Origin of the sequence: Pseudomonas sp. PB106, from assembly GCF_009764645.1 — a bacterium.
Taxonomy (GTDB): Bacteria; Pseudomonadota; Gammaproteobacteria; order Pseudomonadales; family Pseudomonadaceae; genus Aquipseudomonas.
Window position 1 is genome coordinate 1 of the sequence record NZ_RWIM01000121.1, and the last position, 17833, is coordinate 17833.

Below are 17833 nucleotides of genomic sequence, written 5' to 3' on the forward strand. Positions count from 1 at the left end.
ACGCTGCGATCTTTTGATTTTATAAACAGGATCAAAAGATCGCAGCGTGCCGCAGCTCCTACACGGATCGCGTCAGGGTTTGAGGGGTTTCGAGGCGATAGCCTTTTCAATCGCGGCGATAAACTCCGGATCATCCGGTTTGGTCAGGCTGGAAAAATTGGCAATGACCTTGCCCTGCCGATCGATCACGTATTTATAGAAATTCCACTTCGGCGCACTGCTCTGTGCCGCCAGCACCTGGAACAGATGGGTGGCGTCATCGCCACGGACTTTCTGCGGCTCGGTCATGGCGAACGTCACGCCGTAGTTCGCGTAACAGACCTTGGCGGTCTCGGCGCTGTCCTTGGATTCCTGCTTGAAGTCATTGGAAGGCACGCCGAGCATTTCCAGGCCCTGCCCTTCGTAGCGCTTATGCAGCGCCTCAAGACCTTCGAACTGCGGCGCGAAACCGCAGAAGCTGGCGGTGTTGACCACCACTAAAGGCTTGTCAGCGTACTGCTGGCACAAATCGATCGAGTCCTTGGCCCGCAACTTCGGCAGCGAGCCTTGCAGCAGTTCAGGACAGTCAGCGGCCTGGGCCAGGCCAGTCAACGCCATCAGCAACGCGGGAACAGCACACCAGCGCATGAGCATGTCGAACATCCTTGAGCAGTCGTCAGGCTTCGACGTTACTCGCCACGCTCGCTTCTAGCAAATGCTCATGCCCAATTGCATCAGCGCCAGACCGCCCCGCTGCCAGCCCCACCACACCAGCGCCAGCAGTGCGGCGCCGAGTACGCTGATGACCATGCGCGGCCAGAATCGACTCATGCGGCGCTCGCAGCGGCTTGCAGACGCGCGACCGGACGCTCGCGCACCGGCCAGTTCAACGCAGCCGCCAACACGCTCAGAAGAATCGCCACCTGCCAGATCAAGTCATAACTCCCGGTACGGTCATACACCACCCCGCCCAGCCAGCCGCCGAGGAATGAACCGAGCTGATGGAACAGGAACACAATCCCGCCGAGCATGGACAAATTGCGCACGCCGAACAAGGTCGCCACCGTACCGTTGGTCAACGGCACCGTCGACAGCCACAAGAAACCCATCGCCATACCGAACAGATACGCCGACGTGGTGGTCACCGGCAGCCATAAAAACAGCACGATCACCACAGCACGCAGCAGATACAAACCGGTTAGCAGGCGCGGTTTCGACATGCGCCCGCCGAGCCAACCGGCGGTGTAGGTGCCGAAAATATTGAACAGCCCGATCAACGCCAATACCGTGGTGCCGACGCTGGCCGGCAAGTGCTGATCGACCAGATAGGCCGGCAGATGCACACCGATGAACACCACTTGAAAACCACAGACGAAGAAACCGAACGCCAGCAACCAGAATCCCGAATGCGAGCAGGCTTCGCGCAGTGCCTCGGACAGCGTTTGTTCATGGCCGAGCAACGGCAGCGGCTTGTCCTTGAGCATGCTCACCAATGGCACGATCAGCGCCACCAACAAGCCCAGCACCAACAATGCCGCCGACCAACCGAGCCAACCGATCAGCCCAAGCGTACCCGGCAGCATGGCGAACTGGCCGAACGAACCGGCAGCGCTGGCAATGCCCATGCCCATGCTGCGCTTCTCTGGCGGCACGGCCCGGCCGACGACGCCAAGGATCACCGAGAACGAAGTGCCCGACAGGCCGATACCGATCAACAAACCGGCGCTCAGCGACAGCGTCACCGCCGAATCCGACAAGCCCATGCACACCAGGCCCACGGCGTAGAGGACTCCGCCGATCAAAACCACTTTCGCGGCGCCGAAACGGTCTGCCAGCGCGCCGGTAAACGGCTGCGCCAGACCCCAGATCAGGTTTTGCAAAGCGATGGCGAAGGCAAACACCTCACGACCCCAGCCAAACTGCGCACTCATCGGTGACAGAAAAAGTCCGAAGCCATGCCGCACGCCCAAGGACAACGCAAGAATCAGCGCACTGCCGACCAACACCCAACCGCACGTACGCCACATCGATGTCATTATTATTCTCCAGTCGCGGGTATATACCCGCTTGAGCTCGGAAAAACCGGCGGTTACGCCAGTTCATCCAGCAATTTGAGCAAGGTTTCACGCTTCTCGGCGCCCAGTCGATCAATCAACCGTTGCTGCGCCGCTTCCCACGCCGGCAGTGCATCCGCCAGGCGTTGCGCACCGGTTTCGGTGAGCCGGACAATGCGGTTGCGCATGTCTTCGCCCTCGGCCAGGGCCACCAGCCCTTCGCCTTCCAGTACCCGCAAGTTACGCCCAAGGGTGCTGCGGTCCAGGCCCATGGCTTCGGCCAGTTCGGAAATGCTTGGCTGATCGAGACGCTGCAGATTGCACAGCAAAGAATACTGGGCAACGTTGATCCCGAAGCCATCGAGAGCGCCGTCGTAATGCCTGCTGACGCCACGAGCGGCGCGACGCAGGTTGGTACACAAACACTGAGAATCAAGCATGATGCGTGTATATACCCGCGACTGTGTTAAATCAAGTTACAGATGAGTTTACCCAAGAATATTGGCCGCCTGTCATACCGCTATCGCTGGCAAGCCAGCTCCCACAGGGATTTGAGGAGTCCACAAAGTCTGCATCCACCCAAATCATTGTGGGAGCTGGCTTGCCAGCGATGAGGCCACCTCAGTCAGCAAAAGTCGGTCAGACCAGCGCCAACCCCACCATCACCCCCATCTCCGACAACTCCAGCAACGCCCCCGCCGTATCACCGGTCGTCCCGCCCAGCCGCCGCATCATCACCCTACGCAGCCAGACAAACACTGCGAGCGAAATCACCAGTGCCACAACCGCGTGAAACCCGGCAATCAGCAAGCAGCCCAGCGCACTCGCCCCGAGCACCTGCCAGCCAGTCTTACGCGGCAGATGATCGGCTAGCGCCTGCCCCAACCCACCGGCACGCACATACGGCGTGGTCAGAAACAATCCCAGTAACGCCGCCCGCCCAAGTACTGGCACGATAATCAACATCAGCCCATGCGCTTGCTCGATCAACGCCAACAGCGCCGCAAACTTGAGCAGCAACACCAGCACCAGCGTCACCACCGCAATCGGCCCGCTGCGCGGATCTTTCATGATCGTCAGGGTGCGCTCGCGGTCACCAAAACCACCGAGCCAGGCATCGGCGCTGTCGGCCAGACCGTCGAGGTGCAAGGCGCCGCTGAGCAACACCCACACCGTCAACAGCAATGCCGCATGCAACAACAACGGCGCGCCGGCCAGCGCAAGATTCAGCGCCCAGAGAATCACGCCGAACAGCAAGCCAACCAGCGGATAGAACAGCAGCGAACGACCCATCTGTTCCGGCTCAGGCATGCCCGGCAGACGAATCGGCAAACTGCTTAGAAATTGCAGGGCGATCCACAGCGGCAACATGTCAGTGACCTTCCTTGAGCGAACCGTCAACCTCGACCGTCAGTGCAAACAGCGCACCGTGAGCGACTTCGACATTGAGCAGTTGTTCACGCGGCAACCCCCGCGCCTGCGCCAACAACAAACGCATCACACCGCCATGACTGACCAGTAAAACCCGTTCGCAAGCATAGGCAGCGTGCAGCCGCGCAATGGCAGCCTGGACGCGCGAGGAAAAATCACTGACCGCCTCACCCTGCGGCGGAGTAAACGCATACGGGTCAGCCCAGAACAACCCCAAGGCCTCGGCATCGGTCTCCATCAACGCCACCGCGCTCTGCCCTTCCCACGCGCCGAAGTGCAGCTCTTGCAGATCCTTGTCCAACTGCACGGGCAGATTCAGTTGCTCACCGAGCTCAGCGGCAAACCGCGCACAACGCTGCAACGGCGAACTGACAATTCGATCCCACGGCCCGCCATCCACCACCGCCGCACGCATTTGCGCCCAGCCGTTTTCGGTCAGCGCATCGTCGAGACTGCCGCGCAAGCCGCCACCGAGTTCAGTCTCACCGTGACGCAGCAGATCCAGGCGCAAAGTCATGCCGGGCGATCCGCCACCGCCGCTTCGGCGAACGTCGCCATCTGCCCGTGCAGGTCGCAGGCCAGACGCAACAGCGGCACCGCCAACGCCGCGCCACTGCCCTCGCCCAGACGCAGACCGAGTTCCAGCAACGGCTCGGCCTGCAGGGTCTCTAACACATGGCGATGGCCCGGCTCGGCGCCACGATGGCCGAACAACAGCCACTCACGGCATGCCGGATTCAAACGCACCGCGACCAGCGCCGCGACCGTGCAGATGAAGCCGTCGACCAACACCGCAATACCTTCCTGGGCGCACGCCAGATAGGCACCGACCAACGCCGCAATTTCGAAACCACCGAGGTTGAACAGCGTCTGCAGTGCATCCCCACGCTGGGCCGCGTGCAACGCCAATGCCCGTTCGATCACTTGGGCTTTATGGCTGACGCCCTCGGCATTCAAACCCGTGCCCGGGCCAGTCAGATGCGCCACCGGGCAATCGAGCAACGCGCAGGCCAGCGCACTGGCCGCCGTGGTGTTGCCGATGCCCATTTCACCGCCGATGAACAACTGCGCGCCGGCCGCTTGCGCTCGTAGCACGCTATCACGACCCGCGTGCAACGCCAGTTCGCCCTGAGCCTGGGTCATCGCTGCGCCCTGGACAAAATTCGCCGTGCCCGCGCCGATGTTCAAGTGACGCACTCCCGCCAGGTTCAGCGCGGGATTAACGGTGCCCAGATCGACCACTTCCAGCTGCGCGCCGAGCTGACGCGCCAGCACGCTGATCGCCGCCCCGCCGCTGACAAAGTTGAGCAGCATCTGCGCGGTGACTTCCTGCGGGAATGCCGAAACACCTTCCGCGACCACGCCGTGATCGCCAGCAAAAATCGCGATCCAGATTTCTTTGAGCGTCGGCTTGACCTGCCCTTGTAGGCCGGCCAGTTGCACCGCCACCGACTCCAGTTGCCCCAGCGAACCCGCCGGTTTGGTCAGTTGCTGTTGGCGCGCCGCGGCTTGCGCAACGATATCGGCATCCACCGCTTTGCACGGATTGAGCCACCAGGTTTGGGTCATAACGCAGGTCCTTTCAGAGTCAGGGGCAGGCCGGCGACGGTCAGCACGACACGTTGGCAGCGCTCAGCCAGAGCTTGATGCAGCCAACCGGCTTCATCGACGTAGCGGCGAGTCAATTCGCCCAGCGGCACGACACCCATTCCGGTCTCGTTGCTGACAAAAATGATTTCACCCGGCAGCGACGCCAGGCATTCGAGCAGGGCTTCACGCTCGGCGGCGAGGCGTTCGGCATCGTCGAGCATCAGCAGATTGGTCAGCCACAGAGTCAAACAATCGACCAGCAGGCAGCGCTCGGCGCCGGCGGTTTCGCGCAGGACACGGGCCAGTTCCAGGGGTTCTTCGATGAGCGCCCATTCGGCTGGGCGACGGGCGCGGTGATGGGCGACGCGGTCGCTCATTTCGCCATCGAGCGGTTGGCTGGTGGCGATGTAAGTGACTGTGAGATTGCTGTCGCTGGCGAGTTTCTCCGCCAGGCGGCTTTTGCCGGAGCGGGCGCCGCCGAGGATCAGTTGGAGCATGGGGACATCCTGAAAATTATGGGTTGAGACGACTGGCGCTATCGCGAGCAGGCTCACTCCTACAAGGGAACGCGGTCAACTGTGGGAGCGAGCTTGCTCGCGAAGAGGCCGGCGCAGGCAACTCAAATCCCGCAGAGCTGACGCAACAGATCAGTATCCAGATGCTTCTCCACCAGATCCGCCAGTCGCTCGATATCGCGCTCGCGCAAGCCGTGGTAATCCACCTCCTGCACATCGCTCAACCCGGCCCAGCGCAACAGCGCCGCACTGGCCGCCGGCGATTCGAACAAGCCATGCAGATAGGTGCCGAACACTTGGCCATCAGCACTCTGCGCACCGTCACAACGACCGTCGTCCAGATACACCGCCGCATTCTCCAGCGCCGATCCAGTCGTCACGCCGGCATGAATTTCATAACCACTGACCTCGGCATCTTCCAGCGCCAGCCGCCCACGCACATTGCGCAGCTGCTTCTCGGCTTCAAGGCTGGTTTCAAACGCCAACAAGCCGAGACCTGCGCTGGAACCCGGCGCACCTTCGAGGCCGAGGGGATCATGCACCTGCTCACCGAGCATCTGCAGACCACCGCAAATCCCCAGCACTTTGCCGCCGTAACGCAAATGCCGACTGATCGCCGCGTCCCAGCCATTGGCACGCAAATACGCCAGATCGCTGCGCACGCTTTTCGAGCCCGGCAGAATGATCAGATCGGCAGCCGGAATCGCCTGCCCCGGCCCGACAAATTGCAGGTCGACCTGCGGGTGCAGACGCAGCGGATCAAAATCGGTGTGGTTGCTGATGCGCGGCAACACCGGCACCACCACTTTCAGCACTTGCTCAGCCTTGTCGGTCTGACGCTGATCGATGCCATCCTCGGCCTCCAGATGCAGATCCATCACATACGGCAGCACGCCCACCACTGGTTTGCCGGTGCGTTCTTCCAACCAGTCGAGCCCCGGTTGCAGCAAGGCGATGTCACCGCGAAAACGGTTGATGATGAAACCTTTGACCCGCGCCTGTTCGCTCGGCGAAAGCAGTTCCAGCGTGCCGACCAGATGGGCGAAAACCCCTCCACGATTGATGTCGGCAATCAGCAACACCGGGCAGTCCACGGCTTCGGCGAAACCCATGTTGGCGATGTCGCCGGCACGCAGATTGATCTCGGCCGGCGAGCCTGCACCTTCAACCATTACCAGCGGGTAGGCGGCGCTCAGTCGCTCGTGAGACGCCAGAACAGCTTTCATCGCAATGGCTTTGTAGTCGTGATACGCCACGGCATTCATCGACGTCACCGCGCGACCGTGAATGATCACTTGGGCGCCGGTGTCGCTGTTCGGTTTGAGCAGCACCGGGTTCATGTCGGTGTGCGGCTCAAGAAACGCCGCTTGCGCCTGCACCGCTTGCGCACGGCCGATCTCGCCACCGTCCGCCGTCACCGCGCTGTTGAGCGCCATGTTCTGCGGTTTGAACGGCACGACCGCCACACCCTGACGGGTTGCCCAGCGGCACAGCGCCGTGACCAGTGTGCTTTTACCGGCATCGGAAGTGGTGCCTTGCACCATCAACGTGGTCATGGGTTGTCCTTGGTGAAAGCGATTAAAGCCTGTTCCAGACGCGCCTCTTCAGCCGCGTCAGCCGGCAGGCCAAAGCGCAGGCTGCTGTTATGCGTGAAGAGGCGCAGAAGAATGCCGCGCCGAGCCATGAATTCGTACAGCGCTGGCGCTTGATCGGTGATCAACCACTGAAACAACGCGCAGCCGCCCTGCGGTTTGAAGCCATAACGTTCAAGCAACATCGCCAGCCGTTCGCTTGTTTCTTCGCTGCGAATCCGCTGGCGTGTGTGGTTTTCAGTATCTTGCAGACACGCATGACCCAGCACCCGCGTCGGCCCGCTCACTGCCCACGGCCCGACCTGTTCGGCGAGTAACCTGAGCAACTTGCGCTCGGCCAGTACAAAGCCCAAACGCACGCCGGCGAGGCCAAAAAACTTGCCGAATGAACGCAACACGATCAGCCCGACCTGATGCGCATGAGCCGCCAGGCTCAGATGCGGCGTGTTGTCCATGAACGCTTCATCGACCACCAGCCAGCCACCGCGCTGCGCCAGGTGCGCATGCCAGTCGAGCAGCCGCGCCGGGGTCAGGCTCAGGCCGGTCGGATTGTTCGGATTGACCACGACCAGCACGTCGATGTTATCCAGATAGAACTCGACTTCCTGCTCCAGCACTTCGCGCACGATGTAGCCGCTACGACGCCAGGCCTCGGCGTGTTCGGCATAGCACGGCGACAGAACACCAACCTTGCCGGCCCGACGCAGACGCGGCAGCAATTGGATGGCCATTTGCGAACCGGCGACCGGCAGCACCTGCCCCGCGCCGTAGTAATCGCACGCGGCCTGCTCCAGACCATCATCGGTTTCCGGCAAGCGTGCCCAAGCGCGCAGCGGGATGTCCGGGATCGGGAATGGCCACGGCGCCAGACCGCTGGACAGGTCGAGCCAGTCGGCCTCGGCAATGCCGTAATCGAGTGCAGCCTTGCGCAACCGGCCACCGTGCTCAAGCATAGAATTCAGCCCCCACGCAGAGAATCAGCAGCCATAACCATACCCCGCGCTGAACCAATTGCCAGCCACGGTCGATGGAATCTGCGTCAGCCGCTGCGCCTTCGCCAAGCTGCGGGCGGTCGTGAAGTTCGCCGTGATAAATCGCCGGGCCACCCAGTTCCACGCCGAGTGCACCGGCGCCTGCCGCCATCACCGGGCCGGCGTTGGGGCTGTCCCATTTTGGCGCCTGGGTGCGCCAGCATTTCAAGGCGAGTCGGGTTTTGCCCAGCAGCGCGTAGGTCAACGCCACCAGACGCGCAGGAATGTAGTTCAATACGTCGTCGATTTTTGCCGCCGCCCAACCGAAGCGCTCGAAACGCTCGTTGCGATAGCCCCACATCGCGTCGAGCGTATTGCTCAAGCGATAAAGCACCACGCCCGGCGCGCCGGCCACGACAAACCAGAACAGCGCCGCAAACACCGCATCACTGCCGTTTTCCAGCACTGATTCGGTGGCGGCGCGGGCGACGGCGGTGCTGTCGAGTTCATCGGTCTGGCGGCTGACCAGATAGCCGACACGCTTGCGCGCCTCGTCCAGATCATCCGCGCGCAAGGCAGCAGCCACCGGCGCGACATGCTCGCCGAGGCTGCGCATGCCGAGGGCGCAATACAAAGCGAGAATCTCGACGACCCAGCCCACATACGGCGCCCAGGAAAACGCCGTGGCGAGCAAGGTCAGCGGCAGTACCGCAATCACCCAAGCGGTGACGCCATGACTGCGCCAGCCACGACCACCGGCGTTGAAACGTTGCTCGATGCGCCCGGCGAAATTGCCAAACGCCACCAGCGGATGCCAGCGTTTCGGTTCACCCAGCAGCGCATCCAGCGCAACCGCGGCGACACTCAACAACGCCACACTCATTGACTCACTCCCCAATAATTTTCATACAGCAACTCATTGAGCGGACGCGCCTGCGCCCACCCTTCGAGTACCAGCATCGGCGCCGGATAGAATTCCTTGACCGGACCCAAGCACAAAACGGCCAAAGGCTTGGCGCCTTCCGGCAGTTTCAGCAGATCGGCCAGCGCCCGCGGTTCGAACAGCGAAACCCAGCCCATGCCCAATCCTTCGGCACGGGACGCCAGCCACAGATTTTGAATCGCGCAAGACAGCGAGGCCATGTCCATTTCCGGCAGCGTGCGGCGCCCGAAGATGTGTTTTTCGCGATCATCCATCAGCGCTGCGACCAGCACTTCGGCGCAATCGTTGATGCCTTCGACCTTGAGCTTCATAAACTCATCGCTGCGCTCGCCTAGGGCTTCGGCGGTGCGGATGCGCTCTTCTTCCACCAGATGCTGGATCTGGCCGCGCAGGGCTCGATCGCTGATACGCATGAAGCGCCAGGGCTGCATGAGTCCGACGCTTGGGGCCTGGTGGGCGGCTTCCAGAAGTCGGCGCAGCAACTCGGGCTCGACTGTGCCGCCGGTGAAGTGGCGCATGTCGCGGCGTTCGGCGATGGCTCGATAAACCGCTTGGCGTTCGGCTTCGGAGAATGCGTTGTCGGTCATAGCCCCATCGCTGGCGAGCCAGCTCCCACAGGGGATTGCGAACCTTCAGGCATTACACCGCCCATTGTGGGAGCTGGCTTGCCAGCGATAGCGGCCTCAAGGCCTGGTGCAAACAGTGCAGCGACAGCCGCAGGATTCGACGGAAAATAAAAATGCACGTACGACGCCGTCATCCGCCCTTCCCGATAAACCGCCTCAGCCCCACGCCCACCATTCGGGCTCAAACCCCGAGCAATCGGCGTCAGCTCAGTCGTCGTCAGCGAATGGTGATAAGTGTGCCCACGCAACGAGCCTTCCGGCAGATCCACGGCTTGCAACGCCAACGCCGCCAGACGCTTTTGCATCACCGCATCGCCCTTGAGCAGCCCAACCAGCTCAGCGCGCGTGCCTTCAACATCGGTCAGCGAGTCGAGCAGATACAGCATGCCGCCACATTCAGCGAGCAACGGTTTCCCCGCAGCATGATGCGCGCGAATCGCCTCAACCATCGCGGTGTTCTGCGACAGCGCGACGTGATGCAATTCCGGATACCCACCGGGCAGATACAGACTGTCCGCTTCAGGTAATTGCGTGTCACGGATCGGCGAGAAGAAATTCAGCTCGGCGCCCATCACCCGCAACAAATCGAGACTCGCGCCATAGGTAAAAGCAAACGCCTCGTCACGAGCGACGGCGATGCGCACATTTTTCAGCAGCGGCTCGACGGCGATAACATCCGGCGCGGCGAACTCCACGGCCGGTGGCAGCGCTACCTCGCAACTGCTGGCGAGCGCTTCGGCAGCGGCGTCGAGACGCACATCGAGATCATTCAGTTCGCTGGCCTGGACCAGGCCGAGATGGCGACTTGGCAGTTCGATGCCGGTCTCGCGGGACAACGCGCCGTACCAGCGCAAACCTTCGGTAAGGCTGCCTTCGAGCAACTGCGCATGGCGCAAGGTGCCAACGCGGTTGGCCAGCACGCCGGCAAACGGCAGATCCGGTTGATACTTCGCCAGCCCCAGCGCCAACGCACCAAAAGTCTGCGCCATCGCCGTGCCGTCGATCACGCCGAGCACTGGGACACCGAAATGCCGCGCCAGATCAGCGCTGGACGGTGTCCCGTCGAACAGGCCCATCACGCCTTCGATCAGAATCAGGTCGGCTTCGGCGGCGGCTTCCCACAACAGACGACGACTTTCCTGTTCACCGACCATCCACATGTCCAATTGATACACCGGCGCACCGCTGGCGCGCTCGAGAATCATCGGATCAAGAAAGTCCGGGCCGCATTTGAACACGCGCACTTTACGCCCCTGATTGCGATGCAATCGGGCCAATGCGGCAGTGACGGTGGTCTTGCCCTGACCGGAGGCCGGCGCGGCGATGAGTACCGCCGGGCAGTGACGTGGTTGATTCAAAGTTCGACGCCTTTCTGCGCTTTGATGCCGGCCTGGAAGGCGTGTTTGAGCATGCCCATTTCGGTGACCGTGTCGCCCATTTCAATCATTTCCGGCTTGGCCGCGCGACCAGTGACGATCACATGCTGCATCGGCGGACGTGCCTGCAAATCGCTGAGCACTTGGTCGAGATCGAGGTAGCCGTGCTTGAGGGCGATGTTCAGTTCATCGAGCACCACCAGACCGATCGATGGGTCGCGCAGCAATTCGCGGGACACAGCCCACGCGGCTTCGGCGGCGGCGATGTCACGCTGACGGTCCTGGGTTTCCCAGGTGAAACCTTCGCCCATCACGTGGAAGCGCACTTGCTCGGGGAAGCGCCGGAAGAACAATTCTTCACCGGTGCTGTTGCGCCCCTTGATGAACTGCACCACGCCGCACTGCATGCCGTGGCCCATGGCGCGGGCGAGCATGCCGAACGCCGAGCTGCTTTTGCCTTTGCCGTTGCCGGTCAGCACCAACACCAGGCCACACTCGTCGGGCGAGTTGGCGATGCGTTCGTCGATCACGGCTTTTTTGCGCTGCATACGCGCCAGATGGCGTTCGTCGCGCTCGGGGGAATCAGTCATGGGGGAGCTCTCCGTTGAGGCTGGATAACGGCGGGCAGGCACAAGAATAGACGGCAAAAAGCCTAGCATCGCCCACCGTGATGCCGCTGGATGGATCAGGCCGGTCTCCGGGCTCATGAGCGGCGCTTGGCCTGACTGCGCGCCTTCCCGCTTTAAGCAGTGGCATTCGACGCAGCTTTCACTCATTTACCGTTGCGGGGGCAGCGCCGGGATCGTGATCGTTCTTCGCTTGAAGACAACCCTCACCGGCTTCCCTGTTTCACTCTGTCGACCGCAGTCACAGAGCACCTGAAACAAGCCGCGAAGGTTAGAGGGTTGGGGGTGGAGCGTCAATTAAAGAGGGGGCCAGCGGGCGAATAACTGCCGCTGATCAATTATCTGACGCCAATCTTGTGCCACACTGATACAAATGATATCAAAGAGCCATGCTTTTCCCGAAAAAGCCACTACAACAATAAGGATGATGACGATGCAAGGCATGATCATCAGCAACCCGCGCCTGGAATTCCTGCGCCCGGTGCTTGAACGCTGGTTTGACTGTATCGACCGTTACAACGCCGTACGCGGCGACAGCGACACGCCTTACTGGCATGACGTGAAGGCCAATCTCGGCTTGCTCAGCGCAGCAGCCTGGATGGCCGAACTGGTCACTTTGAACGACACTGCCACACGCAAACAGAATGAAGAAGGCGAGCGCAATGCTCGCGCCGATCTGTTCCTCGCCGGCACCGAAGATCGGGCGTATATCCAGGCCACGCAGCGCTGGCCACGGGTGAACAATCTCAATCTGACCCAAGCCCTTCTCGACATCACCAACGATGCCAAACGTATCAGCTTCGCCAGCGATCTGAAGCTCGGCTGCCTGTTTGTCGCCCCGCAAAAGGCTCAACACAGCGCCAGCCCCGAAGAATTGCAGGACATGGTCGATGACCTGCAAAAGGAACACACCTGCGCGGTCGCCTGGTATTTCCCTTACGCTTACCGCAAATTGCGCAGCGAAGCCGGCAACTATCACCCCGGCATTGCCGTGCTGTTCAAGGAAGCCCGCGGCTGAGGTTGAACCATCGGGCTTGCGCCCTCCTCTATGATTAAGAATGCATTCATAGGGAAGATCAGCAATGCGCAAGTCCCAGCTCGCTTTTGTCATCGCCTTCGCCGGAGGGCTCGCCGCCTGCGGTGAGACCTCCAGCCTGCAAGTCTCCGACGGCACCGGCCCAACGCCGAAACTGCCAGAACCAAATAAAACCCTGATCCCGACGGTGAATATCGCCCCGGCGGTCGGCTGGCCCGAAGGCGCCAAACCGAAGGCAGCGGCGGGTATGCAAGTCGCGGCTTTCGCTGAAGGTCTCGACCATCCGCGCTGGCTCTATGTGCTGCCCAACGGCGATGTGCTGGTGGCGGAAACCAATGCCCCGCCGAAACCGGATGACAGCAAAGGCATCAAGGGTTGGGTGATGAAGACCGTGATGGGCAAGGCTGGCGCCGGCGTGCCGAGCCCGAACCGCATCACCTTGCTGCGCGACGCCGACCACGATGGCGTGGCCGAAACCCGCACGGTGTTTCTGCAAAACCTCAACTCGCCTTTCGGCATGACGCTGGTCGGCAATGACTTGTACGTCGCCGACACCGATCGCCTGCTGCGCTTCCATTACGAGCCCGGCGCGACCGAGATCAAGACGCAACCTATCAAGGTCGTCGATCTGCCCGGCGGTACGCTGAACCATCACTGGACCAAAAACGTAATCGCCAGCAAGGACGGCAACAAGCTGTACGTCACCGTCGGCTCGAATAGCAACGTCGGCGAAAACGGTCTGGATAAAGAAGAAGGTCGCGCAGCGATTTGGGAAGTGGATCGGGCGACCGGCAATCACCGGATCTTCGCTTCCGGTATTCGCAACCCGAACGGCCTGGCGTGGGAGCCCGCCAGCGGTGCGTTGTGGACGGCGGTCAACGAGCGTGACGAAATCGGTAGCGACCTAGTGCCGGACTACATCACTTCGGTGAAGGACGGTGGCTTTTATGGCTGGCCGTTCAGCTATTACGGACAGCACGTCGATGTGCGCGTCGAACCGCAAAATCTCGATCTGGTGGCCAAAGCCATCGCCCCGGATTACGCCGTTGGCCCGCATACCGCCTCTCTCGGTCTGACGTTCGCCGAAGGCAACACCCTGCCGGCGCAATTCAAGGAAGGCGCCTTCATCGGCCAACATGGCTCATGGAACCGTAAACCGCACAGTGGCTACAAAGTGATTTTCGTGCCGTTTAACGGCGGCAAACCGAATGGCACGCCGGTGGATGTGCTGACCGGTTTCCTCGACAAGGACGAGAACGCGCTGGGCCGCCCGGTGGGCGTGGTGATCGACCAGCAAGGTGGATTGCTGGTGGCGGATGATGTGGGCAACAAGGTGTGGCGAGTGTCGGCCAGCAAATGATTTTTGCCATGCATAAACAACTGTAGGAGTGAGCCTGCTCGCGATGGCGGTCGATCATTCAACATCGATGTTGAATGTGGCACCGTCATCGCGAGCAGGCTCACTCCTACACATTAGATTTTGGGCAACTTGAATTAAGGGTTATGCGCCAAATGCTCCGGCTGCAACACCCGCTTCGCGCTCAGGTAAGCCTTCTGCCAATACGCCTTCGACAGGCTATCGAGCTTCACCGTGCCGCCTGTTGCCGGCGCATGCACGAAGCGCCCTTCACCGACATAAATCCCCGCATGACTGACTTGTGAGCCGCCATTGGTGGCGAAGAAGACCAGGTCACCAGTCTGCAAGCCTTCTTTACCGACGTTCGGCGCCTGCATCACGATCAAGTCGCGGGTCGTTCTTGGCAGGGAAATGCCCGCCGCATCGCGGTAGACAAACCCGATCAGGCCGCTGCAATCAAATCCCGAATCCGGCGTGTTACCACCCCAGCGATAGGGCGTACCCACCAGCCCGAGCGCGCGGAACAGCACGTCTTCAGCAGCCGGTGAAAATGATTGCGAGGGGCCGAACACGACCGGGGCCCGCAACACCGGCGCAGGTGGCGGAGTGCGGCTGGCACAGGCGCTGAGGAGCGCTGCGAAAAACATCAATGCGAGGCGGGCCGACATGGTCATAAGCAGAACATCCTGATCTGGCTGCGGCTTTTTCTGCCGGATGGACAGAAAACAAAACCGCCTGCGGAGCACGCAGGCGGTTTGCCATCAATATAGATTCAGGATTCTAGCGGCTATACGACAAACTTCAAGTAAGACTTTAACTTCACCTTGTAAAGTATAGGTCTACTCCGTTGCCGGGAGCCCGATTGTCGCCGCGAACGCGGCGACATCAAGGGGATTACTTGCGAGCAGTAACTACCGTCGGAGCGTTTGCCAGTGCGCGTTTCGCTTCGATGAAGGTCTTGCTCCAGTAGCTGTCACCCAGGCTGTCGATGCGAACACCGCCGCTGCGACGACTGCTGGAATGAATGAACTGGTTGTCGCCCAGGTAGATCCCGGCATGACTGACACGACCACGGCGACCGTTGGTGGCGAAGAACAGCAGATCGCCCGGCTCAAGGTTGCCGCGCGAGACCAGCGGCGCATCCACGTTGATCATTTCGCGAGTCGAGCGCGGCAGGTTCATGCCGGCTTCTTCGCGGAACAGATAACCGATGAAACCGCTGCAGTCGAAACCGGCTTCAGAGGTACCACCGAAACGGTAACGGGTACCGATCAGGGACATGCCGCGTTCGAGGATGCTGTCAGCCAGAACAGGAAGCTGATAAGGCTTCTTGCCATTGAATTCGTTGAGTTCTTTTTCGGTGTCCAGCTCTTCCTGATAAATAACAGAAGACTGGGCAGTAGCAGAATTTTTAACCTGTTGAGACTGCTCTTGAACTGGAGAATGAGCAGCGCAACCAAACAACAGGGTAACAAATGCGAGAGGCACGAGGGGTGCGAAGCGCTTTAGCATGGGCACGACCGTGGTTGATAGTTGTAAGCCGAGACTATGCCCGCTATCAGCCTCATTTGCAAATTCAATCGATCTTTTTGTGACTTCTCGGTTTCTCGTTTACATCTAAGCGCTTAAGCCCATTTGACTCGAGACGCAGCCTGCACAACCTGCAGGAAAGCGGATTTTCTGGCGCCTGAAATATGCCGAAATGCGCTGGACGCCGCGCCGTTACCAGCCCAGCGTTTCCTTGAGGAAGGGAATGGTCAGCTTGCGCTGTGCCTGCAAAGAGGCCTGATCGAGTTGTTCCAGCAGGTCGAACAACGCGCTCATGCTGCGAGTGCCGCGAGTCAAAATAAAATGCCCGACTTCATCGGTCAGGTGCAGACCGCGACGCGATGCACGCAGTTGCAAGGCACGTAACTTGTCTTCATCGGAGAGTGGGCGCATCTGGAAAATCAGCGCCATGGTCAGGCGGGATTTCAAGTCAGCCAGTTTGACCGGCAGTTCACGCGGAGATGTGGATGCGGCGATCAGCAGACGCCGACCGCTGTCACGCAGACGATTGAACAGATGAAACATCGCCTCTTCCCAGTCAGCCTTGCCAGCAATCACCTGCAAATCATCCAGGCAAACCAGTTCGTACTGCTCAAGGTTGTCGAGGATTTCAACGCCGCGATCCATCAGCTCGGCCAGCGGCAGATACACCGCCGGTTCGCCCATCTGCTCGAATCGCAGGCAGGCTGCTTGCAACAAATGCGTACGGCCTACGCCGTGCTTGCCCCACAGATAGATCAGACTTTCTGTCCAGCCGGCGTCGGCTTCACATAGACGCTCGACATAGCCGAGTGCAGCGGCATTGGCGCCTGGGTAGTAGTTGATGAAGGTGGCGTCGTCACGCAGACGCACACCTAGGGGCAGCTGAATCGGTTTCATGCTGACTGAACGGTTCTCAAGGAACCGTTAGTGGCCTCTGTGTAAAGTTGGCGAAGTTTATACCCGTGACGCTGAGCGCACAATGCGACAGAGTCCAAGCAAAATCAAAGGTTTGCGTTAACACACTGGTTTTATGACAGTTTCTTTGCCGCCAGCACCTGCAGGACACGGGCCAACCCGGCTTGCGCCGGGCTGCCCGCCCCGATCACAACTCAGGCTCGTCCGCCCCACTATAAATCTCGGAATCCTTGTACAAGTCGTGGACATGGCGCACCAGCACCATGATTACCGCAGCCACCGGCAACGCCAGTAACACGCCGGTAAACCCGAACAGCTCACCGCCCGCCAGAATCGCAAAGATCACCGCCACCGGATGCAGACCGATTCGGTCGCCTACCAGCAATGGCGTCAGCACCATGCCTTCCAGCGCCTGACCGACCATGAACACCGCAACAATCCCGGCCATTGGGTAAAGATCGCCACCGAACTGGAACAGCCCGGCAATCAGTGCCGCGCCAATGCCGATCACAAAGCCCATGTACGGCACGATCGCCGCCAGCCCCGCGATCAAGCCGATCAACAGACCCAGCTCAAGGCCGACGATCATCAGGCCTGCTGCGTAGATCACCCCCAGTGCGACCATCACCAGCAACTGACCACGAACGAATGCACCCAGCACCTCATGGCATTCACCGGCCAGCGATACGATGGTTGCCTCACGATCACGCGGCAGCAGGCTGCGGATCTTGGCCATCATCACGTCCCAGTCGCGCAGCAAATAGAAACTCACCACCGGGATCAGCACCAGATTGGCCAGCCAGCCGATCAACGCCAGGCTGGATGCCGTCGCTTGGCTCAGCACCACACTGACGATGTCAGTGGTCTGGCCCATGTGCTCACTGATTGCCGCTTTGACCTTGTCGAATTTCCAGAAGCCGTCCGAAAGCCCCAGCTTCGCCTGTGCCCACGGCAGCGCGGTGTGCTGCAGCCAGTCGAGCATTTGCGGCGCCAGTTCGTACAAACGCAGCAGCTGTTTGGCGAGCATCGGCACCAGCACCAATAACAGTGCCGTGACGATCAGGGTGAACAAGGCAAACACCGCGATCACGCCCCAGGTTCGCGACAGCCCGAGTTTTTCCAGACGATCCACCAGCGGATCGAACAGATAAGCCAGCAGCAGCGCCACCAGAAACGGCGTGAGGATCGGGTGCAGCAACCATACAAACGCGCAAAGCAGGACTACCCCACCGAGCCAGAACCAACGCCGCGTATCGGCCATGTACCACTCCTGTTGCTTCTATATAAGGAAA

Annotated in this window: 20 protein-coding genes and 1 riboswitch; of the genes, 2 read left to right on the forward strand and 18 right to left on the reverse strand. The window is 60.6% G+C overall.

Features of this window, described 5'->3' with window-relative positions:
* Window positions 1–72 precede the first annotated feature (72 nt).
* The 14 genes from EJA71_RS16405 to cobO form a co-directional block, all read right to left on the reverse strand.
* Window positions 73–633: a glutathione peroxidase gene (locus EJA71_RS16405; RefSeq protein ID WP_158958479.1), complete on the reverse strand. Its 561-nt coding sequence runs from the start codon at window positions 631–633 to the stop codon at window positions 73–75.
* Between the two features lie 54 nt (window positions 634–687).
* Window positions 688–810 carry a hypothetical protein gene (locus EJA71_RS27580; RefSeq protein ID WP_256671764.1) on the reverse strand — a complete coding sequence of 41 codons (123 nt, stop codon included), beginning with the start codon at window positions 808–810 and terminating at the stop codon, window positions 688–690.
* On the reverse strand, window positions 807–2015 hold the full coding sequence (locus EJA71_RS16410; protein WP_158958481.1) for an MFS transporter: 1209 nt from the start codon (window positions 2013–2015) through the stop codon (window positions 807–809). Before EJA71_RS16410 ends, EJA71_RS27580 begins: the two co-directional genes overlap by 4 nt.
* A gap of 53 nt (window positions 2016–2068) precedes the next feature.
* The gene (locus EJA71_RS16415; protein ID WP_158958483.1) at window positions 2069–2473 is read right to left on the reverse strand and encodes a MarR family winged helix-turn-helix transcriptional regulator; all 405 of its coding nucleotides are present in this window, start codon (window positions 2471–2473) and stop codon (window positions 2069–2071) included.
* A gap of 199 nt (window positions 2474–2672) precedes the next feature.
* Window positions 2673–3404 carry an adenosylcobinamide-GDP ribazoletransferase gene (locus tag EJA71_RS16420; RefSeq protein WP_158958485.1) on the reverse strand — a complete coding sequence of 244 codons (732 nt, stop codon included), beginning with the start codon at window positions 3402–3404 and terminating at the stop codon, window positions 2673–2675.
* 1 nt (window position 3405) lies between these two features.
* Complete coding sequence (cobC, locus tag EJA71_RS16425) at window positions 3406–3981, reverse strand: alpha-ribazole phosphatase family protein (protein WP_158958487.1); 576 nt, start codon at window positions 3979–3981, stop codon at window positions 3406–3408.
* Complete coding sequence (cobT, locus tag EJA71_RS16430; protein WP_158958489.1) at window positions 3978–5033, reverse strand: nicotinate-nucleotide--dimethylbenzimidazole phosphoribosyltransferase; 1056 nt, start codon at window positions 5031–5033, stop codon at window positions 3978–3980. The genes cobC and cobT overlap by 4 nt, the downstream gene beginning before the upstream one ends.
* Window positions 5030–5551, reverse strand: a complete 522-nt coding sequence (gene cobU / locus EJA71_RS16435) for a bifunctional adenosylcobinamide kinase/adenosylcobinamide-phosphate guanylyltransferase (RefSeq protein WP_158958491.1) — start codon at window positions 5549–5551, stop codon at window positions 5030–5032. The genes cobT and cobU overlap by 4 nt, the downstream gene beginning before the upstream one ends.
* Window positions 5552–5673: 122 nt before the next feature.
* The gene (locus EJA71_RS16440; RefSeq protein WP_158958493.1) at window positions 5674–7125 is read right to left on the reverse strand and encodes a cobyric acid synthase; all 1452 of its coding nucleotides are present in this window, start codon (window positions 7123–7125) and stop codon (window positions 5674–5676) included.
* Window positions 7122–8114 carry a threonine-phosphate decarboxylase CobD gene (gene cobD, locus EJA71_RS16445; RefSeq protein ID WP_158958495.1) on the reverse strand — a complete coding sequence of 331 codons (993 nt, stop codon included), beginning with the start codon at window positions 8112–8114 and terminating at the stop codon, window positions 7122–7124. The genes EJA71_RS16440 and cobD overlap by 4 nt, the downstream gene beginning before the upstream one ends.
* Complete coding sequence (cbiB, locus tag EJA71_RS16450) at window positions 8107–9015, reverse strand: adenosylcobinamide-phosphate synthase CbiB (protein ID WP_064117343.1); 909 nt, start codon at window positions 9013–9015, stop codon at window positions 8107–8109. Before cbiB ends, cobD begins: the two co-directional genes overlap by 8 nt.
* Entirely contained in the window at window positions 9012–9662 is a 651-nt protein-coding gene (gene bluB, locus EJA71_RS16455) for a 5,6-dimethylbenzimidazole synthase (protein ID WP_158958497.1), read from the reverse strand. The genes cbiB and bluB overlap by 4 nt, the downstream gene beginning before the upstream one ends.
* Complete coding sequence (locus EJA71_RS16460) at window positions 9659–11059, reverse strand: cobyrinate a,c-diamide synthase (protein WP_158958499.1); 1401 nt, start codon at window positions 11057–11059, stop codon at window positions 9659–9661. The genes bluB and EJA71_RS16460 overlap by 4 nt, the downstream gene beginning before the upstream one ends.
* Window positions 11056–11667, reverse strand: a complete 612-nt coding sequence (gene cobO, locus EJA71_RS16465; RefSeq protein WP_003223053.1) for a cob(I)yrinic acid a,c-diamide adenosyltransferase — start codon at window positions 11665–11667, stop codon at window positions 11056–11058. The genes EJA71_RS16460 and cobO overlap by 4 nt, the downstream gene beginning before the upstream one ends.
* Before the next feature lie 80 nt (window positions 11668–11747).
* Window positions 11748–11974: riboswitch (cobalamin riboswitch) on the reverse strand.
* Between the two features lie 162 nt (window positions 11975–12136).
* On the opposite strand from cobO, the gene EJA71_RS16470 reads away from it, so the two are divergent.
* Both EJA71_RS16470 and EJA71_RS16475 read left to right on the forward strand, forming a co-directional pair.
* The gene (locus EJA71_RS16470; RefSeq protein WP_158958501.1) at window positions 12137–12721 is read left to right on the forward strand and encodes a hypothetical protein; all 585 of its coding nucleotides are present in this window, start codon (window positions 12137–12139) and stop codon (window positions 12719–12721) included.
* A gap of 64 nt (window positions 12722–12785) precedes the next feature.
* Window positions 12786–14099, forward strand: coding sequence for a sorbosone dehydrogenase family protein (locus EJA71_RS16475; protein WP_158958503.1), 1314 nt, complete (start codon window positions 12786–12788; stop codon window positions 14097–14099).
* 134 nt (window positions 14100–14233) lie between these two features.
* Here EJA71_RS16475 and EJA71_RS16480 read toward each other — a convergent pair whose 3' ends face one another.
* The 4 genes from EJA71_RS16480 to EJA71_RS16495 form a co-directional block, all read right to left on the reverse strand.
* Entirely contained in the window at window positions 14234–14770 is a 537-nt protein-coding gene (locus tag EJA71_RS16480; protein WP_158958505.1) for a C40 family peptidase, read from the reverse strand.
* Between the two features lie 220 nt (window positions 14771–14990).
* The gene (locus EJA71_RS16485) at window positions 14991–15608 is read right to left on the reverse strand and encodes a C40 family peptidase (protein WP_122593519.1); all 618 of its coding nucleotides are present in this window, start codon (window positions 15606–15608) and stop codon (window positions 14991–14993) included.
* 210 nt (window positions 15609–15818) lie between these two features.
* Window positions 15819–16523, reverse strand: coding sequence for a DnaA regulatory inactivator Hda (hda, locus tag EJA71_RS16490; RefSeq protein WP_008082931.1), 705 nt, complete (start codon window positions 16521–16523; stop codon window positions 15819–15821).
* Window positions 16524–16728: 205 nt separating this feature from the next.
* Window positions 16729–17802 (reverse strand): AI-2E family transporter, encoded by a 1074-nt coding sequence (locus EJA71_RS16495; RefSeq protein ID WP_158958507.1) that lies wholly within the window; start codon window positions 17800–17802, stop codon window positions 16729–16731.
* Window positions 17803–17833: the final 31 nt, after the last annotated feature.